This is a genomic window from Pseudomonas beijingensis (genome assembly GCF_030687295.1).
GTDB lineage: Bacteria > Pseudomonadota > Gammaproteobacteria > Pseudomonadales > Pseudomonadaceae > Aquipseudomonas > Aquipseudomonas beijingensis.
The window spans coordinates 5,657,535-5,680,876 of sequence record NZ_CP117425.1 but is presented as its reverse complement, the minus strand read 5'-3'; the positions used below and the strand labels follow the sequence as shown (position 1 = coordinate 5,680,876).

Genomic DNA, 23,342 nt, shown 5'->3' with positions numbered 1-23,342 from the left:
CTCAAACATCACAAATCCTGGATCAGAGCGCAGGTGTCCAAGTCACCCCAAACACCCACGCCCGCCCATCCTCCCGATACCCATACTGGCCGCCTTCATGGCTATACAGCGCCCGGCTGTAGCTCTTGTCCAACAGGTTATCCACCTTCATCTCCAGCTTCACCTCCCGGGTCAACGCCCAACTGCCACGCAACCCGAGCAAGGCATAGCCGCCCAGGGCATTGCGGTTGTCTTCATCGTCGTAGCTGCCGCTGACCGCTTGCCAGGTGGCGCCCAGGCCGAGGCGGTCGAATTGCCGGTCCAGGTCCAGGCTCAAGGTCCGTCGGGCGCGGCGGGCCAGGGTGTGGCCGCTGTCGCGATCGCGCGGGTCGATGATGGCCAGGGCCAGATTGCCCTGCCAGCCGAACACATCCTGCAGGTAGGCCATTTCAAAGCCGTTGTTCCGCGCCGAGGCGACGTTCTGCGGGCGCGAGTCGCGGCCAAAAATGATCGCGTCCTCCAGGTCGGTGCGGTACAGCGAGGTTTCCAGGCGGGCGCTGTCGCTCAGCTGGCTGCGCCATTGCAGTTCGTAGCTCTTGGCCGTCTCGGGTTTCAGGTCAGGGTTGCTGAAGTCCGGGTAGTACAGGTCGTTGAACGTCGGTGCGCGGAAGCTCTCGCTGTAGGTCAGCAACAGGTCGTTGTCCGGGTTGATCGGCACGGTGAGGGTGCCGCTCCAACTGTTCTGGCCGCCAAATTGCTGGTTCTGGTCGCGACGCAGGCCCAGTTCGGTGGAGAAGGTTTCGGCCTGGAAACGGTGCTGGATAAACGCGGCACGGTTCCAGCGACTGTCTTCATCGAACGGCGTGCTGCTGTTGACCCGGTCCTGATACCAGTCGCCGCCGACGATCAGGCTGTTGCGCTCGTCCAGCGTCACGTCGTTCTGCCAGGTCGCGGAGTCGCGGTAGGTGTTGAACACCTCACGGACGTCGCTGAGCTTGTCGAAGGTCTTTTCGCGGTTCTCGCTATGGCCCAGTTCCAGGCGGGATTTCCAAGTGTCGTTGATGCGCCCGTCTACATAGGTGCTGAAGCTGCTCACCGCAAACTCGCTGTAAGGTTGTTGGGGCAGGGATTCGAAGGTGCTCGGGTCGAAGCGGCCGAACGGGTTGTCGTATTCGCTTTTGCCGCGGTTATCCAGCAGGTTCAGGCCAATTTCCAAGTCGTCGCTGACGGCATGACTCAGGCTCAGGCTGAAGGACCGGTTGCGGTTGGCATCGTCGTCGCGGTCGCTGGCGTAGGACTCATGGGTTCGATTGGCCCCGGCGCTGTCGTCGAGGCTGGCGCCGAGGTTGAAGCGGGTCTGCTCGTCGCCGCCGGACAGGCCCAAGCTGCGCTCCCAGGTCTGGTGGCTGCCGACACCCACATGCAGGCGCGGTTGCAGGCCTTGCGTGTTGCCGCGCCGGGTGAAAATCTGGATCACCCCACCGACCGCGTCGGCACCGTAGATCACCGAGCGCGAGCCGCGCAGCACTTCCACCCGTTCGATCTGGTTGATGTTCAGGCGTTGCAGGTTGCTGTCGCCGGAGGTGGCGTTGCCGATGCGCTGGCCGTCCACCAGCACCAGGCTCTGGGCCGATTTGGTCCCACGAATGTAAATCCCCGGCAGACTGCCGCGCCCACCCAACGGCGCCACTTGCACCCCCGGCACACGGCTGAGCAAGTCCGTGACACTGGCCGGCTGCAAGCGGTCGATGTCGTCGCGGGTGAACACGGTGTTGGCGGCACTGCTGTCGTTGCGGGCCTCGACCTGGCGGTTGGCGCTGATCACGATGTCGGGCAGCTTCAAGGCCTGGTCGCGTTCGAAGGTGTCGGCCAGCAGGTCGGGGGTGGGGAGCAGGGAGAGGGTGAGGGCGAGGCGGAGTTTCATGGGGTTCCGGACATTTCTGGTCTGCACAAACCCTTGCGGGAGCGAGCTTGCTCGCGATGGCGGCAGATCAGTCAATTAATCCATTGGCTGATGCACCGCTATCGCGAGCAAGCTCGCTCCCACAGGGGCTTGTGTTGGCTGAACTTACAGGCCCAACAACTGCAACCGCAGCCGCACCGCCGCTTCGATCCCTGCCTCATCCAACCCGCATTCGGCCAGCATCTGCGCCGGCTTGGCGTGTTCGACGTAGCTGTCCGGCAGGCCCAGGTGCAGCACCGACTTGAGGATGTTCTCCCGGGCCAGGAACTCGCTGACCGCCGCGCCGGCGCCGCCCATGATGGCGTTTTCCTCGATGGTCACCAGTAGTTCGTGACTGCCGGCCATCTCGCGCACCAGGGCTTCGTCCAAGGGTTTGACGAAGCGCATGTCCACCACGCTGGCATCCAAGGTCTCGGCGACCTTTAAGGCCTCGGCCAGTTGCACGCCGAATACCAGCAGGGCGGTTTGCTTGCCCTGGCGGCGGATCACGCCCTTGCCGATCTCGATGGGTTCGAGGTCGGTCGAGAGGGTCGCATTCGGACCGGTGCCACGGGGGTAGCGCACCGCCGCCGGGCCATTGAACAGGTGACCGGTGGTGAGCATCTTGCGCAGTTCGTTTTCATCGCTCGGGGTCATCACCAGCATGCCGGGGATGCAACGCAGGAACGACAGGTCGAAGCTGCCGGCGTGGGTCGGGCCGTCTTCGCCCACCAGGCCGGCGCGGTCGATGGCGAACAGCACGTCGAGGTTCTGCACCGCCACGTCATGGATCAACTGGTCGTAGGCCCGTTGCAGGAAGGTCGAATAGATCGCCACCACCGGCTTGGCGCCTTCGCAGGCCATGCCGGCGGCGAGGGTCACGGCGTGCTGCTCGGCAATCGCCACGTCGAAGTAGCGCTGCGGGTAGCGTTCGCTGAACGCCACCAGGTCCGAGCCTTCCTTCATCGCCGGGGTGATGCCCACCAGGCGTGGGTCGGCGGCGGCCATGTCGCACAGCCATTGGCCAAAGACACCGGAATACTTCGGTCCACCGGCCTTTTTCGGCGCGGCCGCCGGAGCGTCCAGGGGTTCGAGCTTGGTGATGGCGTGGTAGCCGATCGGGTCGACTTCCGCCGGGGCGAAGCCTTTGCCTTTCTTGGTGACCACGTGCAGGAACTGCGGGCCCTTGAGGTCGCGCATGTTGCGCAGGGTGGCGATCAACGTGGGCAGGTCATGGCCGTCAATGGGGCCAATGTAGTTCCAGCCCAGTTCTTCGAACAGCGTGCCGGGGACCAACATGCCCTTGGCGTACTCTTCGGTGCGTCGGGCGATTTCCCAGGCGCCGGGCAGGCGCGACAACACCTTTTTGCTGCCTTCGCGCATGCTGGCGTAGGTGCGGCTGGAGAGGATCTTCGCCAGGTAGTTGGACAACCCACCGACATTGCGCGAGATCGACATGTCGTTGTCGTTGAGGATCACCAGCATGTTGGCGTTGACTTCCGGCGCGTGGTTCAGCGCTTCGAAGGCCATGCCGGCGGTTAGTGCGCCGTCGCCGATCACGGCAATGGCCTTGCGCTCGCTGTTTTGCAGACGGGCGGCAATGGCCATGCCCAGGGCGGCGCTGATGGAGGTGCTGGAGTGGCCGACGCCAAAGGTGTCGTATTCGCTCTCGGAGCGGCGCGGGAAGGCGGCGATGCCGTCCTTCTGGCGCAGCGTGCCCATGCGCGCGCGACGATCGGTGAGGATCTTGTGCGGGTAGGCCTGGTGCCCGACGTCCCACACCAGCCGGTCGTCCGGGGTGTCGAACACGTAATGCAGCGCGATCGTCAGCTCGATGACGCCCAGGCCCGCGCCGAAGTGCCCACCGGTCTGGCCGACCGTGTAGAGCAGTTCCAGGCGCAACTCATCGGCCAGGGTTTCCAGCTCGGCTTCACCCAGGCGACGCAGGCCGTCCGGCGTGTTGGCGCGGTCCAGCAGGGGCGTGGTCGGGCGTTTGCGGGGAATCTCTTGAAACGTCGTGGGCATCAGGCGAATCGTTATAGGTATAGAAAGAGGCGGCAGTTTACCTTATGCATCGCAAGCTGCCCACGCGTTGGCCGGAACTTGGCCGATACGCAGTCTAAAGAGGTTGACCCCTTATCAACTGCGGCGTTCGACGATATATCGCGCCAAGTCGCGCAACGGTTCGGCCGCCGCGTCAAAGGGTCGCAGCGCGGCCAGGGCCTGATCGCGCAACTCCAGGGCGTAGGCTTTCGCGGCGTCGAGCCCGAGCAGGGCCGGGTAGGTCGGCTTGTCCCGCGCGATATCGGCGCCCTGGCGTTTACCGAGGGTCTGGGTATCGCTTTCGACGTCGAGGATGTCGTCCTGCACCTGGAACGCCAGGCCGATGGCCCGGGCGTAGGTCTGCAAGGCTTGCAACTGGGCGGGCGTGGCCCGGCCGCTGGCCAGGGCGCCGAGTTTGACGCTGGCCTCGATCAAGGCGCCGGTCTTGTGCCGATGCATGTATTCCAGGGCGCTCTGGTCCAGTTTCAGGCCCACCGAACCGAGGTCGATGGCCTGGCCGCCGACCATTCCGGCGGGGCCGGCCGCCAGCGCCAGGGCGCTGACCATGTCCAGGCGGATCTGCGCCGGGCAATCGCTCAGGGCCGGGTCCAGCAGGGCGCTGAAGGCCAGGCTCTGCAGGCCGTCGCCAGCCAGGATCGCGCAGGCTTCGTCGAATTGCTTGTGGGTGGTGGGCTGGCCGCGACGCAGGTCATCATCGTCCATGGCCGGCAAGTCGTCGTGCACCAGCGAATACGCATGGATCAGCTCCACCGCACAGGCGGCGCCGTTGGCCTGTTCGGCCTGGCCGCCCAAGGCTTCGCACGCGGCGTAGGCCAACAGCGGCCGCACACGCTTGCCGCCGTTCATCACGCTGTAGCGCATGGCTTCGTACAGGCGCGCCAGTTCCGGGCTCGGCGCGCTGAACAAGGTATCCAGTGCAGCATTGACCCGGGCCTGGCTGCTGGCCTGATAGGCGCCGATCATTCAGGTTGTTCCGCGTCGAAAGGCTCTTCGGTCAGCTCACCGTCGCGCTCGAGCAGCAATTGCACCTTCTGCTCGGCCTGGGCCAGCGCCGCCTGGCAGTCGCGAGTCAAGCCGATACCCTGCTCGAAGGCGGTCAGCGAGTCTTCCAGCGACAATTCGCCGTTCTCCAACCGTTCGACCAGCGTTTGCAGGTCGGCCAGAGATTGTTCGAAATCCAGTGCAGCTTTTTTGCGGGCCATGGCGGCTATTCCGGTTGACTGTTAAACCGGCGCGACACTAGCAGACATGGGGTGTTCGGGCAAATCAGGGCGCCAGGCTACCCCCTATCAGCGAGGAGCCGAGAGTCTGTGGCGAGGGGATTTATCCCCGTTGGGTTGCGAAGCGACCCCAAAGCTGAGTACTCACTCCATCTGACACACCGAGGTGTTAGCTTTTAGGGCTGCTTCGCAACCCAGCGGGGATAAATCCCCTCGCCACAAAGATCTTATGCGTCTGGATAATTTATGCGGTACCGCGTGCTGCGCCCGCCGCCAGGCATCCGCTCCAGGCAGCCTTTCTCCAGCAGCTCCGTCAGATGCCGGGTGGCCGTCGCCTTGGAGACCTTGGCCACGGCTTGGTATTGAGCGGCGTTGATCCCCTGTTCGAACCCCTTTTCACCGCCATCGAGCAACCGATTCAGCACTTTGGTCTGTTCAGGCGTGAGTGCCGAAGCGCGATGGGCTTGCCAGAACCGCGTCTTACCCAACACGCTTTCGATCTGCGTCATCGCTTTGTGCAGGCTGCGCAACAGGGTCTGCAGGAACCAGATCAACCAGGCCGTGATATCAAGTGTGGCTTTCTGACTGCTTTCGAGGATTCGGTAATAGCCGGCGCGGTCTTCCAGGATACTCACCGACATGGCATAGAAACGGATCGCTTGGGCTTCGCCCTGGGCCAGTGCCAGGTCGGTCAGGGTACGAGTCAGGCGACCATTGCCATCGTCGAACGGATGCAGGGTGACAAACCAGAAGTGAGCAATACCGGCACGCAACAACGGATCGAGCTCGGCCTGATGACGGCTGGCCTCGAACCAGTCGACGAACGTTTGCAATTGCTGTTCAAGGCCCTGGCGAGGCGGCGCCTCGAAGTGAACGGTAGGTCGGTCCAGTCGACCTGAGACCACTTGCATCGGTTCGTCACCGCGCAACGCACCTACGCGGATCTGCCGATGGGCAAGGTGGCTCGTTTGATCAGGAAACAACCACTCGTGCCATTCCAGCAAGCGCTCGATGGTCAGGGGCTGGTTGAAGTGCCGGGTCGCGTCCAGCAACAGGTTCGCCAAGCCTTCGCTGCGTTGGCTGACCGGCGTGTCATTGCCTTGTTCGAGGCCCAGGCGCCGGGCCAGGGAAGAGCGCACCGAGCCGACATTCAATTGCTCTCCTTCAATAGCCGAGGAGGTCACGATGTTTTGCAGCAAGGCATCCAGTTCGTTCTGGGCGCTGAGCGAAGTCGTGACCGCGCCGGCCATGCCGAGCAATTGACCCTGGGTCTGCACGCATTCGCGAAGCAGCGGTGCCAATGTTTCAGCTTGCCAGTAAAAACCGGGCCAGTCGGGCTGTTGCCAGATCCAATGGAATGCCATGCGCCTATCCAAAGATGAATGAGCCGAATAATAACGCTATTCGGCTCATTTGGTGAGCCGAATAAATCCTCGATTCGGCTCACGCACCCTTCAGTACGTGATTTCCCACACAGAATCGCGCGTTCCCCGATTGTGGAAAATCCGCCGAATAGCTACTCTTCGCGCCATCTACGGCCCCCTTGCGACGGGGCCTTCAGACGAAACCCGAATAATGACAAGCAGCGCCGAGGAAGGGCGCCGGGTTGCGTTGTGCATGGCAGGAGGCATACGTGCGTTTTCTTTCTTTATTGATCGTGTTGCTTGGCGCGCCGTTGGCGTGGGCCGAGCCTTCGGCCGAGCTGTCGGAACCGGTCGGGGGCTGGCGCTACAGTGGCTTGCTCGATCGCACGGAAAACCCGCAGGTCGCCTATCCCACCCCGCCCATCGACCGGGGCGTGCAGCGCAACCGCACGATGATCGAGGGCCGGATCAAAGACATGGGTACGGCTCGCCAGCCCCATAGCCTGGCGGTCAACGGCAATCCACTGAATCTCTATACCGACGACGAGGGGCGTTTCGCCCGGCCGTATGCGTTCGGCGCCGGCTCCAACAGCGTCGAGGTGCGCAGCTCCGAAGGCCAGTCCCTCAAGCGCGTGCAATTCTATGAAGCCAACAACCTGCGCACCCCGGCGCAGATCCGCGTGGTGCTGGGCTGGGACGACCCCAAGGCCGAGCTCGACCTGCATATCGTCACCCCCGACGGCCAACATGCGTTCTTCGGCCGGCCGGCGCTGACCAACGGTGGAGGCCTCGACCCGGATGGCGTCGACGGCCCCGGCCCTGAAATGTTCACCATGACCGCGCCGATGCACGGCACCTACCTGGTCTACGTGAACTATTGGGGCAACTACGGCAGCGGCGGCTACAACTTTGATGAGAGCAGCAACCAGAACGAGGTGATCACCTCGCAGATCAACCTGGTGCTCAACGAAAACACCGTCGATGAAAAACGCGAGACCTTTGTCGTGCCCCTGCGCGCCATTGGCGATTTGTTGCTGGTCAAGACTTTCAACTACTAAGTATCCGCTCCACGGATGAACAGGCCCTTGTGAATATGAGCGACAACACTGCTTCCCCGACCACGCCGACACCTGTCGCCAAACCTGTGCGCCGCTGGCCGGCGATACTGATCGGGCTGTGCCTGGTCGCCGGTGTGGCCGCCGGGTTGGGTTGGTTCATGACCAAGCCCAAGGCGCCGCCCATGGAGTTGGCGTTGGACAAACTCGGCCTGAGCCGCCCCGACGGCTTGCTTGAGGCCCATTCCCTGAGCCAGTTGCCCAAGGATCTGTTGGCGGTGCCGTTCCTCAAGGCCACGCTAACCGAGGATTTCGTCTTCTATTACGAGGCCCACGCCGACCGCCTCGGGCTGATCGGCAGCCTGCGCCGGATCATCTACGAGCATGACCTCAAGCTGCAGGACAGCCTGATCGAAGCGCTTTTCGACCAGCCGGCCGATGTCGCGCTGTGGCGCGGTGCGGACGGTCGCCTCAAGGATTTCCTGTTGGTGATGGATCGCGGCGGCCTGGCGAAGATGCTGGAACCGCTGGCGAAAGTCGCACTGGATGACACCCAATTGAGCAAACTCGGCGACCTGAAGGTGGGCGGCGACGAAGTCGCGCTGTATCAGCTCAGCTATAACGCCAGCAAATCCCTGGTCTTCGCCTCCCACGGCGACAAACTGGTCGTGCTGTCCAACCCGACCAAGCTCTACGACAAAGGCAATGGCCCTACCGACGAACGTGGCATGGTCTCGACCCAAGCCCTTGAGGCGCTGCTGGCCGGGGAAAAGCTGTTCCCCGAAGCCTTCGGCCTGCCGCCCAAGGCGCCGGAGGTCAAGCAGCGCATCTCGGTCAACGCCAGCGTGCTCGCCATGGGCTACCAGCGTTTCATCCCGAACTTCGCCGGTTTGCGTTTCGACATGGACGACAAGGGCTGGCACAGCTTCCTGGCCATGGACGAGCTGGAAAACCAGCCGGACTTCGACTTCAAGCCGATCTGGCAAGCCATGCCCATGGGTGCCAGTGCCTGTGTAGCCTTGCCCCTGGCCGCCGAGCAACAGAAACCGTTGCTGGTCAGACTCGGCGCCGACGACAAAGCCGCCCAGGCCATGGTCGACCATGTGGCCGGCGCCGCAGGCCTGTGCTGGTACGCTGATTCGCGCCTGTACACGCCGCTGTTGGTGGCGAGCCTGAATGAAGACGACGGCAAACTCGACGCCGACCTGGGCAACCTGTTTGGTTCGATGGTCGGCGCCTATGAAAACAATGTCGCCGAACATGCCTTCCCGGTGGTCGAGAAACAACAAGGCTCGACCCACCAGTGGCTGCGGCAGGTCAGCTCCAATTTCGGTCCTTACCTGGCCAAGGAAGCGGAGCAGCCCGAAGCGATTACCGGCAAAGCGTTCCTGCGAGTCAGCCTGGCACGCCACGGTTCCACATTGCTGTTCTCCCTCGATGACAAATTGGTGGACAAGGCTCTCGGCACCCTCGACAAGCGCTTCCCGCCCATGGCCGACGTAGTGCCAAAGGACCTGCTCATGCCGGTCTACTTCGGTCCGGATTCCATGGCGCAACTGATGCAGCGCGAAACCCTCGACAGCTTGCCCCAGGACATGGAACCGGTGTTCTACAACGCCGCGCAAACCTACCTGATCCCGAAACTGCGCACCCTCGGCGGCTACGGCAAATACGCCCTGACCTTGCCTGAAGGCAGCGAGCCGGATGGCCATTGGCAGTGGCTGCCGCTGGAATGGAAAGCGCTGTGACAGCACTGATCCGCAACCCCGCGTTGACGCTGCTGCTGGCGTTGCTGCTCGGCGGGCCTGCGCTTGCCGTCGAGGCGCCGGCGCTGGACGTGCAGCAATCCCAGGTCTTTCGCGCCTGGTTCGTGCGCATCGCCCAGGAACAACTGACCAAAGGCCCGAGCCCGCGCTGGTACCAGCAGGACTGCGCCGGGCTGGTGCGTTTCGCCGCCAACGAAGCGCTCAAGGTCCACGATGAAAAATGGCTGCGCAGCAACGGCCTGTCCAATCGCTACCTGCCGCCGGAACTGCCGCTCAGCGATGGGCAACGGCGCCTCGCCCAGCAATGGCAGCAGGGCGGCGGCAAGGTCGGGCCCTACGTCAACGCCATCAAGCTGATCCAGTTCAACAGTCGCCTGGTGGGCCGCGATGTCGCCCAGGCCCGTCCTGGCGACCTGATGTTCTTCGATCAGGGCGACGACCAGCACCTGATGATCTGGATGGGCCGCTACATCGCCTATCACACCGGCACCACAACCCCTACCGACAACGGCATGCGCTCCGCAAGCCTGCAACAACTCATGAACTGGAAGGACACCCGATGGATACCCGACGCAGCCAACCCCAACTTCATCGGCGTCTATCGACTCAACTTTCTCTCCCAATGACCGGTGCCCGCATGCTGCGCTTGTGTTCAAAATTGCCCCTGCTGTTTGCCCTGTTGCTGGCACCTGTCGTGAATGCCGAAGACACGGTGGAGCCCAGCGGCTACACGCCGGTGTCCGGTGAAAGCTTTTTCCTGCTGGCCGACAGCAGCTTTGCCAGCGACGAGCAGGCCATGGTTCGCCTCGAAGCGCCGGGCCGCGACTACCGTCGGTTCCGCATGGAGCCCTACGGCGGCGCCGACATCCGCGTCTATCGCATCGACAAGCCGCTGGATTTCCTCAAGCGCCAGAAGAACCTGCACCGCGTCGTCAGCGACGGCCAGTTCAAGGGCGAAGGCCTGTCGAACACCCTCGCGTACCTGTGGGACAACTGGTACCGCAAGTCCCGTCGAGTGATGCAACGGGCGTTCTCCTACGAGTCCCGCCAGCAAGTCACCGAAGAAGTGCCGGAATTGAAGGTCGGCAACGCCCTGGTGGCGCCGACCCCGTACGACGCGCCGGCACAGTTCGCCTTGATCCCGGGTTTGCCGGTGGTCAGCCAGTTCCGTTATCCGCTGTGGCAGGCCAAGCCGATCCAGCCGCCGGCCGGCGTCAATCTGGCCGGCTCGTCCAGTGACTTCGTCAGCGTCGCGCCGGGCAACGTCTATGTGCCGCTGGGCCAGGTTGAAGCCAGGCCTGTACCTGGTGGAAGCGCTGATCGGCAAATACCGCGCAACCACCATGGTCTTCGTCTCCAACACCGTGGCCGTGAGCAAGATTGCCGGCGATGAATTGCTGGTCTGGGCCGCACGCAAGCATGAAGGGCGTTCGGTGCCCAAGGTCAACGTGCTGTGGACCGACGGCCTGGGCGTGATGAGCAGCGGTGCCACCGATGAAGACGGCCTGCTGCGCCTCAAGCACGTCAGCCCGGAGCGTTCGTTCGTCATCGGTGAAGACGAGGAGGGCGGGGTATTTGTCTCGGAAAACTTCTACTACGACAGCGAAATCTACGACACCAAGCTCTACGCCTTCACCGACCGGCCGCTGTACCGGCCGGGGGATTGGGTGTCGCTGAAAATCGTTGGCCGTGAGTTCAAGAACGCCCGTGACTCGGTGCAACCGACTGCCGCCGACGTCAATGTCAGCGTGCTGGACGCCACTGGCACCGCGCTGCAAACCCTGGCCCTGAAGCTGGATTCCAAGGCCGGCACCCAAGGCCGTTTCCAACTGCCGGAAAACGCCGTGGCCGGCGGCTATGAATTGCGCTTCAGCTACAAGGACCAGCTCTACAGCAGCGCCTTCCGCGTGGCCGAATACATCAAGCCGCACTTCGAGATCGCGCTGAACCTGGCCAAGCAGGACTACCGTACCGGCGAGCCGGTCAAGGGCAGCCTCGTGTTGCTCTACCCGGACGGCAAGCCGGTGGTGAATGCCAAGGTGAGCCTGAGCCTGCGCGCCCAGCAACTGTCGATGGTGGATAACGAGCTGCAATACCTGGGGCAATTCCCGGTGGAACTGACCAGCAGCGAAGTGACCACCGATGCCAAGGGTAACGCGATCCTCGACCTGCCGGCCGCCGACAAGCCGAGCCGCTACACCCTCACTGTGTTCGCCAGCGATGGCGCGGCGTATCGGGTCAAGACCACCAAGGAAATCCTCATCGACCGTGGCGCGGCGAATTTCCGCCTGAGCGCTCCCCAGCGGTTCAGCGCCGTTGGCCAGAAGGTGGCGTTCAGCTACGCCAACGAAGGCGGCAACGAACAAGCCAAGGCCGTGACGCCGGGCAGCTACGCCTGGGTGCGCCTGGAAGACCAGAGCACCGGCGAAGGCAAGCTGGCGGCCAAGGACAAGGGCTTCAGCCTGACCTTCGACCGCCCGGGCACCTACAACCTGACGCTCAAGGACGACCACGGCCGAGTCATCGGCGCCGCCGCCCATGCGGTGACCGGCGAAGGCATCAAGGCCGTGCCGGGCACGGTCGAGATCGTCTTTGACAAGCCTGAATACAAGACCGGTGACGAAGCGCTGGCGCTGATCACCTTCCCGGAACCGGTCAGCGATGCGCTGTTGTCGCTGGAGCGAGACAAGGTCGAGGCCACGGCGCTGCTGTCCAAGGGCGGCGACTGGCTGAAGATGGAAAAACTCAGCGACACCCAATACCGCGCGCGCATTGCCGTGAAGGATAGCTTTGCACCCAACCTGACCTTCTCGGTGCTGTACACCAAGGGCGGCCAGTACAGCTTCCAGAACGCCGGCATCAAGGTGGTCACGCCGCAGATCGATGTGGCCGTCGTCACCGACAAAGCCACTTACCGCCCCGGCGACACGGTGACCGTGGACCTGAGCACCCAGTTCGCCGGCAAGGCGATCCCGGCGCACCTGACGGTCAGTGTGGTGGACGAAATGGTCTACGCCCTGCAACCGGAAGTGGCGCCGACCATCGACCAGTTTTTCTATCACCCGCGTCGCAACAACGTGCGCACCAGTGCCAGCCTGTCGTTCATCAGTTACGACGTGGCGCTGCCAGGCAGCCCTGGCGCGCCGGGCAAGGCCAACCGCAGCGAGCGCGGGGTCAAGGTGCTCGAGCGGCCACGGCGTGAAGACGTCGACACCGCCGCCTGGCAACCGGAGCTGGTCACCGACGCCAATGGCAAGGCGCGCTTTACCTTCAAGATGCCCGACTCCCTGACCCGCTGGCGCATCACCGCCAAGGCCATTGCCGACGATGGCCAAGTGGGCCAGAAGAAGCAGTTCATCGCCTCGGAAAAACCGCTGTACCTGAAGTGGAGCGGCCCGACCCGTTTCCGCACCGGCGACAAGCCGCAGTTGGGTCTGTTCGCTTTCAGTCAGTCTGAAAAACCACTGAAGGCCGAACTGCTGATCCGTTACGCCGGCGCTGAACAGCGCGTGGCGGCGGAGCTGAAAAACGGCATCAACTACGTACCGCTGCCGACCATGGAACTGAGCAGTGGCGACTTGAGCGTGCAGTTGCAGTTGAACGGCGAAACCCAGGACGCTCTGGCCATGCACTTGAACGCCAGCGGCAACGGTTGGCAAGTCACCCAGAGCCAGCGTCTTGACGTGGCCAGCGGCGACACCCCGCTGACCCTGCCGGCCGACGCCAGCGATATTCGTCTGCGCCTGGATGACAGCCCGCAAGCGCTGTTCCGTTCGGCCCTCGACGACCTACTGAGCTACCCCTACGGTGGCGTCGAGCAGACCGCTAGCCGCCTGTTGCCGTTGAGCATCGCTTATCCGACCCTGGCGTCGAACCCGCAGATCCGCGACCGCTTACGGTTGATCATGCAAAACAGCCGCTTGCGCCTGGTGCAGATGGCCGGACCGTCGGCGAGCTTCACCTGGTGGGGTCAGGACGGTGAGCCGGATGCCTTCCTCACCGCCTATGCCTATTACGCCGACTGGCACGCCAGCAAGGCCCTGGACCTGAACCTGCCGCCGGAACACTGGCAGCGGGTGCTGGAGGTCTACGCCAAGCAGGCCGGTGATACGCCGCTGCTGCAACGTGCGTTGATCCTGTCGTTCGCCAAGCAGATGCAATTGCCGGTGAACACTTTGCTCAGCGGCCTGATGGATGACCTGGCGAAGGCCAGTGAAGACAGTACCGAGAGCGTGCTAGATGGCGGCGAAGACAGCCTGGTCATGTACGCGCCTGATTCGGCCCTTGGCCTGGCCAGCGCCCGTGTCCTGACCGCGTCCCTGGCGAAACAGGCCAAGGTACCGTTGCCGGCGGCCTTCAGCCGTCAAGCCGATGCGGCGCAACAGCAACTGGAACTCAGCCCGCAGCCGTTCGTTGAAGCCTTGTTGCTGTCGCTGCAAAACTTCGATCAGGCTCGCGCCACGGCCTTGCTGGAGCGCGTCCTGCCGCAGCAGTCCACCCTGGAACGGGCCCTGGCCCTGACCTGGTTGCAGCGCAGCATCGAACAGGCGGCGCCGGCCGTGGCCCTGGCGCCGGGCGAAGGCTGGGCCGCCAAGCAGGGCGCGACCGGTGAAACCTACTGGCAATGGCAGGGTGCGCAGCTTCCAACGACGCTGACGTTGACCGGTGCACAGGAGCGTCCACTGCAAGCGGCACTGAGCTTCCAGAGCCAGCAACCGCCAGTGGCGCCAATGGCGGTGTCGATCACCCGACGCCTGTCGCGTCTGGTGCCGGGCGACGAGGCCTTCACCTTCAAGCTCGAAGCCGTGGGCAACAAACCGTTGTCCAGCGACAGCCTCTACCTGGATGAAGTGATCATCAACAGCAAGGCCTCGACGCCACTGCGCTACGGCATGCTCGAAGTGCCGCTGCCGCCGGGCGCCGATGTGGAACGCACCACCTGGGGCATCCAGTTGCAGGGCAAGGCCGACAGCGAACCGACGTCCCTGGAAAAGGCCCGCTTCGAGCCCGGCCAGATGGCGTATGCGGTACCGGTGGACGCCCTCAGTGGCGAGCTGCGCCTGCGGCACTTGGTGCGCTTCTCCCAGAAGGGCCAGTTCACCTTGCCGCCGGTGCGCTTCACCCAGGTATACGCGCCGCAGAATCAGGCGCGGGAACAGAAACCGGCGCTTGGTCAGGTTACGGTCAACTGACATGCGTCAGCTGTGGGTTGGGTGGCTGTTGTGCTTGATCCCTGCGCTGGCAACGGCGCAGGACGAGCCGTTGCGCCTGGCCTTCGACGGCCAGTTGCTGCGGGTGAATCAAACGCAGGTGCTGGATCGCCAGCCGCTGCCTGCTTCCTTGCAGGCACCGTTGGGTAGCCTGTGGAAGCTGTTTGTCTACGCCTGGCTGGTGGACACCGACGCTCGCGAACCGGTCTATGAGTGCCGTGGCGAGTCGAAGGAAGAAGTCTATTGCTGCAACGCCGGGCAGAGCATCGGTCGCGACCAGGCGCTGGTGAAGTCCTGTGGCTTGTATTTCGAGCCGCAGCGGCTCGGGTTGTCGGCTTCGAACTGGCGCGATTACTGGCAGGCCCGCCAGGCGCCGGCCTGGTTGTTGGACCTGCCGACCTTGCAGCCCCAGACGCAGGTGCCGGTCGCGGAACTGCTCAAGGCCCTGGCCATGCTGCCGGCCCAGGACCAGGCTCGTCGGGTGCTGCTGGATGTGGTGCTCGGCGCGGCGGACGGGCGGCTGGTGGGCGAGTTGGGCAGTCGCCTGCGGGTCAAGACCTGGAGCTGGCTGGGTGACCAGGGGCCTTCCTCCCGGCAGGGCGGTTTCGCCGGTTGGCTGGCCGACGGCACGCCGGTGTGGGCCGGTGGACGCGGCACCAGCCAGCAGGTCCTGAAGGTCTACGGGGAAGGTTTGGCGACGGCATTGCCATCCCGCTGGCCAGCGGAAACCGGGCGTTGCGTGGAAGTCGGCCTGTTTGCCCGCTATCCGTTGCAACGGGTGATGACCGGTGACCGGCCGGCCACGCCGGGCCAACTGCGCGGTGATTACCGCGTCGAGTTCACCAACGGCAATCAACTGGACATCCACAGCGATGGCGAGCTGTTCCTGATGCCCGGCAAGCTGGTGGCGCGCCTGGACCGGGAGGAATACGTCGCCCGGGTCTTGCAGCGCGAAGCCAAGGCCGAACCTGCCGAAGCCGCCAAGGCCCTGGCCGTGGCGATCCGCACCTATCTGCTGCAAAACGCCCAACGCAACGGTGATTGCCTGAGCATTGACGACAGCAGCCATCGCCAGCGCGTCGCGCCCCGTCCGGCGGCACCGGAAACCCGCGCCATTGCCGCCTGGACCAGCGACCTGGTCCTGGCCGGCACCGATGTCACCTACCACTCCGACCAGCCCGGCCCGGACAAATTGTCCTGGGCGCAAGCGGTGGAGCAAGCCAACGCCGGCCACCGCTACGACGCCATCCTGCTGCACGCCTATCCGCGTGCCAGCCTCAGCCGCTGGGACAACCCGGTGGCCTCCTGCGAGGCGCTGCCCGCCGCCCAGGATTGGTTGCTCAAGCAGCGTCGGGGCTGGCGTGAGCGGTTGGAAAGTGAAGTGGGCTACAACGAAATCAGCGCTTTCGCCGTCTGCCGCGTCGCCTTCGGCCGGCCTTATGTCGACCGCGAGCGCCAGCGCATCTATGTGCGCGGCGTGCTGTCGCTGCAAGACCGTCTCGACCTGACGCATGAATATTTGCACCTGGCCTTCGAAGCTCACCCCAACGGCCAGGACGAAACCTATATCGAAGGGCTCGCCCGTCACCTTTTGCTGGAATAGACCATGACACTCCGTTATCCACAGGTCTTGCTGTTGCTCTGCGCCCTGACCGCGTTGCCATCGGCCATGGCCGCCGACTCCATCAAGCTCGACACCCCTATCGGCGGCTGGCGCAGCGGGGCGCCGGGCGGTGAAGGCGAAAGCTTCAGCCAGACCGTCAACTACCCGGCTTCGTCAGTCAACACGCCCCCGGGCCAGGCCAACACCGCCCGCATCACTGGGCAGATCAAAGGCGCGCCCAAGGGCAGCAACGCGCCGGGCCAGTTGATCGTCAACGGTGTGAGCCTGCCACTGAAGCTGGATGAGGAAGGTCGTTTCGACCGGCCGTTCTCGTTCCCCAACGGCAGCAACAGCGTGGAAGTGCGCAGCGCCGATGGCCAACAGCGCCACCGCACGCAATTTCTCAACACCAGCGGCGGCGCTACACCGGCCAAGCTGCGGGTGTTGCTGACTTGGGACAGCGACGGCACCGACCTGGACCTGCATCTGGTCACCCCCGATGGTGCGCACATCTGGTACGGCGACCGCGCCGTCGCCAACGGCGCCGCCCTCGACGTCGACGTCACCACCGGCTACGGCCCGGAAATCTTCGCCATGCCCGCGCCGATCAAAGGCCAGTACCTGGTGTATGTGAATTACTACGGCGGCGGTTACCGCAGTGAGGAGGACGGCGAAGAAGGTGAGGGCGGTGGAGAGCAGGCGCAACAAGCCCTGACCACTGCGCAGGTCACCGTGATCACGGAGGAAGGCACGCCGAACGAGAAAATGGAAACCTTCGTCGTGCCGATGCGGGCGGTGGGGGAGCTGACGTTGGTCAAGAGCTTTAGCTATCCGTAAGGCATCGTCGCAGCCACAACTGAATTTACAGCCTGTGGAGATCCCCTGTGGGAGCCGAGCTTGCTCGCGATGACGGTCTTGCATCCAACATCAATGCAAGCTGACCCACCGCCATCGCGAGCAAGCTCAGCTCCCACAGAGGATCTATGGTGGATGCCTGATCTGTGAACGCTCCCACATTGGATCTGTGGTGGACTGAGGATTTGTGACCACCCCAAAAAACCTGTGGGAGCGAGCTTGCTCGCGATGGCGTCGGTAAATCCAACCTCTCTGCAAACTGATGCACCGCTATCGCGAGCAAGCTCGCTCCCACAGGGGGGGATGTCGGCATTTGTGATAGAGAAAAATCTCACGCGTGAGCTATTGTGAGGTTTGGAAAGTACCTGTAGTGTTTCTCACGCGTGAGTTTTTCACAGTGGGGTCAGTACCATGCCAACCAGCGCTCCATCAGATCCGTCTGACGGGTCTGTGACCGATTCAGCGAGCCGCACGGGAGCGCGCGCCAAACCCGCCGCGAAAAAACCATCGAGCTTCTACATGAAGCAGATGCGCGCGGGCCTGAGTGCCGCCGGGTATGTGAAACACGAGACTTGGGTGCTTCCCGAAAACAGAAGCCTGCTCAAGCAAATGGAGAAACAGCTACGCCAACCGATTCTGGCTGGCTCATTCATGTCGGAGGATTACATGAGCGCAGGTAATAACTGGAACATCGATCGCCTCTACAGCGCCCTTCAGGCCCTGGACGAAGTGGTCGCGAACGACATCACCCTCTCCCTCGTCCAAGGCTCCGAATCCAGCATCAAGCTGGAAATGAATGACTTCGGTGGCTTGCCGATCTACATCGCTGTGGTCGGCGACCAGATCATCGTCGACACCGTCCTGGTGGATGTCGAGTCGATCAGCGACGTGGCGGCATTCAACGACGCCGTGTTGCGCAGCCGTGAAATGTTCCCGCTGTCGTCCATCGGCATCGAGACCATGCCCAACGGACAGGTCGTCTACAACATGTTCGGCGCGTTGAGCTCCGACTCCAGCCTGACCAACGTCGTCACCGAGGTCAAAACCCTCGTCGACAACGTCCAGCGCGCCAGCGAAGCGTTCGAACGCTTCTTCATCTAATTCGCCGAATAGGAACCATCCAATGACTCAGTCCATCTGGAGCAAGTTGTTCACCGCACTGCGTGGCGGTGCCAGCGAAGTCGGCGAATCGATCGTCGACCAACAGGCCCTGCGCATCCTCGATCAGGAAATCCGCGATGCCGACAGCGCGCTGGCCAATGCCAAGCGTGAGCTGGTCACCATCATGGCCAAGCACAAGCTGGCGACCGATCGTGTTGGCGAATACAACGCCAAGATCAAGGACCTGGAAGCCAAGGCCCTGGCCGCGATCCAGGCCAACCGCGAAGACCTGGCACTGGAAGTGGCCGAAGCCATTTCGACCCTGACCACCGAACTGGACGCCGAGCAAAAGCACGCGACCGAATTCGGCGGCTACGCGGACAACATGCGCAAGGACATCACCAAGGCTGAAAGCCGCATCAAGAGCCTGCGCCAGCAAGTGGACATGGCCAAGGCCCGCGAAAGCGTGCAGAAGGCCCAGGTCAGTGCCTCGATCGCCAGCGGCGGCGCCAATGGCAAGCTGGAAACCGCCGTCGGTACGCTCAACCGCCTGCAAGCCAAGCAACAGCAACGTGCTGCTGAACTGCAAGCCCAGGACGAACTGGCCGAGGCTTCGACCGGCTCCGACCTGGAACGCAAGCTGCGCGACGCCGGCATCACGCCGAACGAAGGCAGCGCCAATGCGATTCTGGAGCGCTTGAAGAAAAAATCGGCTGAGTGATCGGTTCGGCCTGATCAATCAAGGCAGGCCAAGCACAAAACCTGTGGCGAGGGGATTTATCCCCGCTGGGTTGCGAAGCAACCCTAAAATCTGACACCTCGGTGTGTCAGTTAGGTAGCGTTCGCTGCTTTGGGGCTGCTTCGCAACCCAGCGGGGATAAATCCCCTCGCCACAAGGACTGTGCCTGGCCGGCCTGCTCATCGGATTTATTGTCTCCAAGGTATTCTATCCAAGCGCCGCAACAGGTTTAATGCTGTCCGGCCACTACGCTCGAGCCCTCTGGCGCCAGAGTGATGATCCCGCCAGGAACCAAGCCCCACGGAGTCAGGGACGAAATGTCGATTTTCCTTTTGTTGCGCACGTACGCATCGTCCTTCTTCCATCGGTTCGGCTGGGCGGGCCTGGCCATTGCGTTGGGCGTGCACCTGGCCATAGCCTGGATCGGCCTGGTGCTGCTGGGCGAGCAACACCTCATTGCCGCCGCCACGTTTATCTACTTCTATCTCACCACCACGCTCACCGTCGGCTATGGCGATCTGTTGCCACAGACATCCGCCGGGCGAATTTTTGTGGCGACCTGGATCATGCTCGGGGGCATTGCCCTGTTGACGACGGTCATCGGCAAAACCACCAGCAGCGTCATCGATGTATGGAGAAAAGGCATGAAGGGCAAAGGCGATTTCACCGGCCAGGTCGGCCATACGGTGCTCATCGGTTGGGAGGGCGCCTCCAGCGAGCGGGTCATCGAACTGCTCCTGCAGGACGAAACCTCCAATGACAACCTGATCGTCATCTGCGATTGCGATCTTGAAGAAAACCCCATGCCCGGCAAGGCCTCGTTCATCAAAGGCGACAGCCTGTCCTCCGTCGCGCTGTTGCAGCGTGCCGGCGTACCGGGGGCCGAACGCGTGCTGGTGCGCACCCATTCCGACGACCTGACCCTGGCCACCGTGCTGGCGGTCAATCAACTGGGGCCTGCCGGGCACGTGGTCGCCCACTTCAATGACAGCGAAATCGCCGCCCTTGCCAGCGCCTATGCGCCGAGCCTGGAATGCACCTCCAGCATGGCCATCGAAATGTTGGTGCGGGCCTCCCAGGATCCAGGGTCGTCGGTGGTCATCAATGAGTTGCTCTGCGTCGGCGAAGGCGCCACGCAGTACCTGATGAAACTGCCCGAGGCGTTTGAAGCGACGTTCGGCGAGCTCTACACCCGGATGAAAGAGCAGCACAACGCTACGCTGATCGGCTACCGCGCCCAGGGCGCCCGACACCCAGCGATCAACCCGCCTGGCACCACGCGCGTTGTGGGCGGAGAACTCTTCTACATCGCCTCCACGCGTCTCAAGGAAATTTCCCATGGGGTGGTTTAAACAGTTGATGGGGCTTGAGGCCCCGAACGCGAACCCGACAGCCAGCCACGGCGCGCCCGTCACCGGGCCGCTGGGCTTGGCCTCCGGCAAGCAGGTCATGTTCGATGCCACGCTCAAGTTGTTGCTCGACGGCAATAGCAACGTGGTCATCCCGGGCTCCCAACAGATCTGGAGCCTGGGCATCGTTGACCTTGGGCAGTCGAACTGGCTGTCGCGCTGCTACATGAACGACGAAGACTACTGGCTGCAAGTGCACACCAGCGGCGACATCGCCGGGCAGGTCGAGTCGGTGATCCTGTTCAACTACCTCAGCTACGTCACGATCAACAGTGAAGCGGAATTGCGTCGCCTGGCCGGTCCCGAAAGCCTGATCGGCCTGCCGACCTACACCCATGACGGCGTCGAGTACACCCGCGAATGGGGCACCGAGGCGGGCCAGACGGAACTGGTGACGTTGAGCGAGCGCGTGAGTAATCCGGATGAGGCCTACAGTGTCGAGCACCGTTCGATGCTGTACGCCCGCGACACCGGCCTGACGGACCGCCGGGAGTTTTTGCTGTTCTCCGTCGAAGAAGACGCCGAAGGCACCGTCAGCCTGAGCACTTCGCTGGGTATTTCGCTGTACACCACTGACCTGAACACTCTTTGAATAAGGAAGAAGTCCATGCTTGAAGCGCTCTCCATTTCCCTGAACAAAGCCGCCGTGCTTGGCTTTGTCATGTACATCCTCGGCGCCGCCGTGCTGTTCGCGCTGTTCCAGTTCATCTACACCCGCGTCACGCCGCACAAGGAGTTCGAGCTGATTCGCTCGGGCAACGTGGCCGCGGCCATCGCCCTGGGCGGCGCTGTCATCGGTTTCGCCATTCCGGCCAGCAACGTGATTGCCTACTCGATCAGCATGCTGGACTTCGTCGTCTGGGCGGTGATCGCCGCTGTCGTTCAGTTGCTGGCGTTCCTGGTGACCAGCCTGGTGCTCAAGGGCGCTTCCGCACGCATTAAGAATGGTGAAATTGCCGCGGGTATCTACATCGCTGCCGTGGCCATCAGCGTCGGCATGTTGAACGCCGCGTGCATGACGCCTTCCACGAACTGATTGCGCCACGGAGATCCCGATGAAACGAAGCAAGTACGTCCAGCTTTCGCTGGCCGCGTCGGTCGCCCTGGCGATATCCGGCTGCGGGCCAACGGAAAAAACCTATAAGTTGCAGAAGAAGTACAACTTCCAGTCCGTCCAGCAATGTGTCGATGAAAAGCTGCCGGTGGACATTTGCGCCGACGCCTACATGAGCGCCATGAGCGAGCATCGTCGCATCGCGCCGACGTACGCCAGCCAGGCCGATTGCGATGCCGACTTCGTGCCCGATTGGTGCCAGCAGGACTCGGCTGGCCAGTTCATCCCCAAGCTGGGTGGCTTCGAGCTGAGCGCCGATGGCGAAGTCACGCAATCCCAGGTCGACGCCGCCCGGGCCCAGCTGCCGCCTTCGGAAGCGAACGTCGGTGGCTCAGGCTTCGGCAACCTGCTGACTGGCATGCTGATCGGCAACATGTTGAGCAGCAACCGCAACAGCTATTACTCCGAGCCGGTCTACCGTTACCGCGATGATCGCGGCAGCTTCGGGTCCTCGACGCTCAGCCAGCGGGTTTCCAGCGGCTCGACCTTTACCAGATCCAATCAGGCGCGCTACGGCAGCTACACCGACACCATCAAGAGCAGCAAGGCGATGGCCGTCGCTTCGTCCACGTCTCGCGGTGGTTTCGGCAGCAAGTCCAGTGCCCGCAGCGGTTGGGGCGGTTCGAGCAGCTCCGGCGGTTGAGGAACCAGCGCCATGAAGAAGATCCATTGCGCAGAACGTCCTGACTGGAAACAGACCGCCGAACAGCTCGGCTTTCTGTTCCACACCATCGACGACGAACCCTATTGGGACGAAAGCGCGTACTACCAGTTCACCCTCAAGCAGATCGAGGACGACCTGGAAGACCCGACCACCGAGATCCACGAGATGTGCATGGACCTCGTGGCTCGCGTGGTCCAGAGTGAAGAATTGCTGGAACGCCTGAGCATTCCCGCACCGTTCTTCGACCTGGTGCGCACTTCATGGCTGGAAGGCCACCCGCACCTGTATGGGCGCATGGATTTCTCCTACAACGGCACGGGCCCGGCCAAGCTGTTGGAACTCAACTACGACACGCCGACCAGCCTCTACGAGGCGGCGGCGTTCCAGTGGGGTTGGCTGGAGCAATGCATCGAGCGCGGCGTGCTGCCGGCCCATGCCGACCAGTTCAACAGCATCGACACCAAGCTGCACCAGGCCTTTGCCCAGTTGCAGCTCAAGGAGCCGTTCTATTTCGCCTCGATGAAAGGCTCGGTGGAGGACAAGGGCACCACGGACTACTTGCGCCTGATCGCGGAAAAAGTCGGCATCCAATCGCGGCACATCGATATCGAAGACATCGGCCTCAACAGTGACGGGCGTTTCGTGGATCTGGAGGAGCGCTGGATTCCGCACCTGTTCAAGCTGCACGCCTGGGAGTTCATCTTCCATGAGCCCTTCGGCGCCGCGATTGCCGAGTGCGATACGCAGTTTTTCGAGCCAGCCTGGAAGTCGATCATCTCCAACAAAGGCATCCTGCCGCTGCTGTGGGAATTCAACAAAGGCCACCCGAACCTGCTCGCGGCCCACTTGGATACCGACACGAGCAAAGCCGTGCCCAAGGGCTGGGTGCGCAAGCCGTTCTTTTCCCGGGAAGGCGCCAACATCGAGCTGCAGACCGCTGATGGCTTGATTGTAAAAGAAGACGGCCCCTACACCGACGCACCGTTCATCCTCCAGGAATTCGCCCCGCTGCCGAAGTTTGACGACAGCTACACCCTGATCGGCTCCTGGGTCATTGGCGATCAGGCGGCGGGCATTGGCGTGCGGGAAGACAACAGCTTGATCACCAAGGATTCGAGCCGGTTCTTGCCGCATCTGATCCTCGACTGATCGATTGCAGGCCGCTCCTGTGGCAGGGGATTTATCTGTGGCGAGGGGATAAATCCCCTCGCCACAGAAGCTGTGTGCCAATGGGCCAAATACTGAACCCCCCTGTGG

17 protein-coding genes and 1 pseudogene are annotated in these 23,342 nt (G+C 62.9%); 13 read left to right on the top strand and 5 right to left on the bottom strand.

What is annotated here, in order from left to right; all coding sequences use genetic code 11:
- Nucleotides 1–22: 22 nt before the first annotated feature.
- The 5 genes from PSH84_RS25210 to PSH84_RS25190 all read right to left on the bottom strand — a co-directional run bounded on the left by PSH84_RS25210 (nt 23) and on the right by PSH84_RS25190 (nt 6,569).
- Complete coding sequence (locus PSH84_RS25210; RefSeq protein ID WP_305481963.1) at nt 23–1,903, bottom strand: TonB-dependent receptor domain-containing protein; 1,881 nt, start codon at nt 1,901–1,903, stop codon at nt 23–25.
- Between the two features lie 144 nt (nt 1,904–2,047).
- On the bottom strand, nt 2,048–3,946 hold the full coding sequence (dxs, locus tag PSH84_RS25205) for a 1-deoxy-D-xylulose-5-phosphate synthase (protein ID WP_305481962.1): 1,899 nt from the start codon (nt 3,944–3,946) through the stop codon (nt 2,048–2,050).
- 114 nt (nt 3,947–4,060) lie between these two features.
- The gene (gene ispA, locus PSH84_RS25200; protein ID WP_122566184.1) at nt 4,061–4,948 is read right to left on the bottom strand and encodes a (2E,6E)-farnesyl diphosphate synthase; all 888 of its coding nucleotides are present in this window, start codon (nt 4,946–4,948) and stop codon (nt 4,061–4,063) included.
- A complete protein-coding gene (locus PSH84_RS25195) occupies nt 4,945–5,187 on the bottom strand; it encodes an exodeoxyribonuclease VII small subunit (protein ID WP_003185917.1) in 243 nt (80 codons plus the stop codon). The genes ispA and PSH84_RS25195 overlap by 4 nt, the downstream gene beginning before the upstream one ends.
- Before the next feature lie 245 nt (nt 5,188–5,432).
- The gene (locus tag PSH84_RS25190) at nt 5,433–6,569 is read right to left on the bottom strand and encodes a Fic family protein (RefSeq protein WP_305468638.1); all 1,137 of its coding nucleotides are present in this window, start codon (nt 6,567–6,569) and stop codon (nt 5,433–5,435) included.
- Between the two features lie 269 nt (nt 6,570–6,838).
- Here PSH84_RS25190 and PSH84_RS25185 point away from each other — a divergent pair, with 269 nt between their 5' ends.
- The 13 genes and pseudogenes from PSH84_RS25185 (at nt 6,839) to PSH84_RS25125 (ending at nt 23,234) form a co-directional block, all read left to right on the top strand.
- Complete coding sequence (locus tag PSH84_RS25185; RefSeq protein WP_305481961.1) at nt 6,839–7,627, top strand: YfaP family protein; 789 nt, start codon at nt 6,839–6,841, stop codon at nt 7,625–7,627.
- A 35-nt stretch (nt 7,628–7,662) separates the two neighbouring features.
- Nucleotides 7,663–9,372, top strand: coding sequence for a DUF2138 domain-containing protein (locus PSH84_RS25180; RefSeq protein ID WP_122566185.1), 1,710 nt, complete (start codon nt 7,663–7,665; stop codon nt 9,370–9,372).
- Entirely contained in the window at nt 9,357–10,016 is a 660-nt protein-coding gene (locus tag PSH84_RS25175; RefSeq protein WP_122566186.1) for a DUF1175 domain-containing protein, read from the top strand. The genes PSH84_RS25180 and PSH84_RS25175 overlap by 16 nt, the downstream gene beginning before the upstream one ends.
- Nucleotides 10,013–14,582, top strand: a pseudogene (locus PSH84_RS25170) (alpha-2-macroglobulin family protein). The gene PSH84_RS25175 and the pseudogene PSH84_RS25170 overlap by 4 nt, the downstream one beginning before the upstream one ends.
- Before the next feature lies 1 nt (nt 14,583).
- The gene (locus PSH84_RS25165) at nt 14,584–16,203 is read left to right on the top strand and encodes a DUF2300 domain-containing protein (protein WP_305481960.1); all 1,620 of its coding nucleotides are present in this window, start codon (nt 14,584–14,586) and stop codon (nt 16,201–16,203) included.
- Between the two features lie 3 nt (nt 16,204–16,206).
- On the top strand, nt 16,207–17,040 hold the full coding sequence (locus PSH84_RS25160) for a YfaP family protein (protein ID WP_305468636.1): 834 nt from the start codon (nt 16,207–16,209) through the stop codon (nt 17,038–17,040).
- A 537-nt stretch (nt 17,041–17,577) separates the two neighbouring features.
- On the top strand, nt 17,578–18,159 hold the full coding sequence (locus tag PSH84_RS25155; protein WP_003205989.1) for a YjfI family protein: 582 nt from the start codon (nt 17,578–17,580) through the stop codon (nt 18,157–18,159).
- A 22-nt stretch (nt 18,160–18,181) separates the two neighbouring features.
- Nucleotides 18,182–18,880: a PspA/IM30 family protein gene (locus tag PSH84_RS25150; RefSeq protein ID WP_122566190.1), complete on the top strand. Its 699-nt coding sequence runs from the start codon at nt 18,182–18,184 to the stop codon at nt 18,878–18,880.
- 335 nt (nt 18,881–19,215) lie between these two features.
- Nucleotides 19,216–20,250 carry an ion channel gene (locus PSH84_RS25145; RefSeq protein WP_305481959.1) on the top strand — a complete coding sequence of 345 codons (1,035 nt, stop codon included), beginning with the start codon at nt 19,216–19,218 and terminating at the stop codon, nt 20,248–20,250.
- Nucleotides 20,237–20,899, top strand: a complete 663-nt coding sequence (locus tag PSH84_RS25140) for a DUF2491 family protein (RefSeq protein WP_122566192.1) — start codon at nt 20,237–20,239, stop codon at nt 20,897–20,899. The genes PSH84_RS25145 and PSH84_RS25140 overlap by 14 nt, the downstream gene beginning before the upstream one ends.
- Nucleotides 20,900–20,914: 15 nt before the next feature.
- Nucleotides 20,915–21,343 carry a DUF350 domain-containing protein gene (locus tag PSH84_RS25135; RefSeq protein WP_014340424.1) on the top strand — a complete coding sequence of 143 codons (429 nt, stop codon included), beginning with the start codon at nt 20,915–20,917 and terminating at the stop codon, nt 21,341–21,343.
- 19 nt (nt 21,344–21,362) lie between these two features.
- Nucleotides 21,363–22,064, top strand: a complete 702-nt coding sequence (locus PSH84_RS25130) for a DUF1190 domain-containing protein (RefSeq protein ID WP_122566193.1) — start codon at nt 21,363–21,365, stop codon at nt 22,062–22,064.
- A gap of 12 nt (nt 22,065–22,076) precedes the next feature.
- Nucleotides 22,077–23,234: a glutathionylspermidine synthase family protein gene (locus PSH84_RS25125; RefSeq protein ID WP_305468634.1), complete on the top strand. Its 1,158-nt coding sequence runs from the start codon at nt 22,077–22,079 to the stop codon at nt 23,232–23,234.
- Nucleotides 23,235–23,342 lie beyond the last annotated feature (108 nt).

What these genes read in the sequence shown, in the direction of transcription:
- PSH84_RS25210 (WP_305481963.1), bottom strand. Translation starts at nt 1,903, where the DNA reads ATGAAACTCCGCCTCGCCCTCACCCTCTCCCTGCTCCCCACCCCCGAC.
- dxs (WP_305481962.1), bottom strand. Translation starts at nt 3,946, where the DNA reads ATGCCCACGACGTTTCAAGAGATTCCCCGCAAACGCCCGACCACGCCC.
- ispA (WP_122566184.1), bottom strand. Translation starts at nt 4,948, where the DNA reads ATGATCGGCGCCTATCAGGCCAGCAGCCAGGCCCGGGTCAATGCTGCA.
- PSH84_RS25195 (WP_003185917.1), bottom strand. Translation starts at nt 5,187, where the DNA reads ATGGCCCGCAAAAAAGCTGCACTGGATTTCGAACAATCTCTGGCCGAC.
- PSH84_RS25190 (WP_305468638.1), bottom strand. Translation starts at nt 6,569, where the DNA reads ATGGCATTCCATTGGATCTGGCAACAGCCCGACTGGCCCGGTTTTTAC.
- PSH84_RS25180 (WP_122566185.1), top strand. Translation starts at nt 7,663, where the DNA reads ATGAGCGACAACACTGCTTCCCCGACCACGCCGACACCTGTCGCCAAA.
- PSH84_RS25175 (WP_122566186.1), top strand. Translation starts at nt 9,357, where the DNA reads ATGGAAAGCGCTGTGACAGCACTGATCCGCAACCCCGCGTTGACGCTG.
- PSH84_RS25165 (WP_305481960.1), top strand. Translation starts at nt 14,584, where the DNA reads ATGCGTCAGCTGTGGGTTGGGTGGCTGTTGTGCTTGATCCCTGCGCTG.
- PSH84_RS25160 (WP_305468636.1), top strand. Translation starts at nt 16,207, where the DNA reads ATGACACTCCGTTATCCACAGGTCTTGCTGTTGCTCTGCGCCCTGACC.
- PSH84_RS25155 (WP_003205989.1), top strand. Translation starts at nt 17,578, where the DNA reads ATGAAGCAGATGCGCGCGGGCCTGAGTGCCGCCGGGTATGTGAAACAC.
- PSH84_RS25150 (WP_122566190.1), top strand. Translation starts at nt 18,182, where the DNA reads ATGACTCAGTCCATCTGGAGCAAGTTGTTCACCGCACTGCGTGGCGGT.
- PSH84_RS25145 (WP_305481959.1), top strand. Translation starts at nt 19,216, where the DNA reads ATGTCGATTTTCCTTTTGTTGCGCACGTACGCATCGTCCTTCTTCCAT.
- PSH84_RS25140 (WP_122566192.1), top strand. Translation starts at nt 20,237, where the DNA reads ATGGGGTGGTTTAAACAGTTGATGGGGCTTGAGGCCCCGAACGCGAAC.
- PSH84_RS25135 (WP_014340424.1), top strand. Translation starts at nt 20,915, where the DNA reads ATGCTTGAAGCGCTCTCCATTTCCCTGAACAAAGCCGCCGTGCTTGGC.
- PSH84_RS25130 (WP_122566193.1), top strand. Translation starts at nt 21,363, where the DNA reads ATGAAACGAAGCAAGTACGTCCAGCTTTCGCTGGCCGCGTCGGTCGCC.
- PSH84_RS25125 (WP_305468634.1), top strand. Translation starts at nt 22,077, where the DNA reads ATGAAGAAGATCCATTGCGCAGAACGTCCTGACTGGAAACAGACCGCC.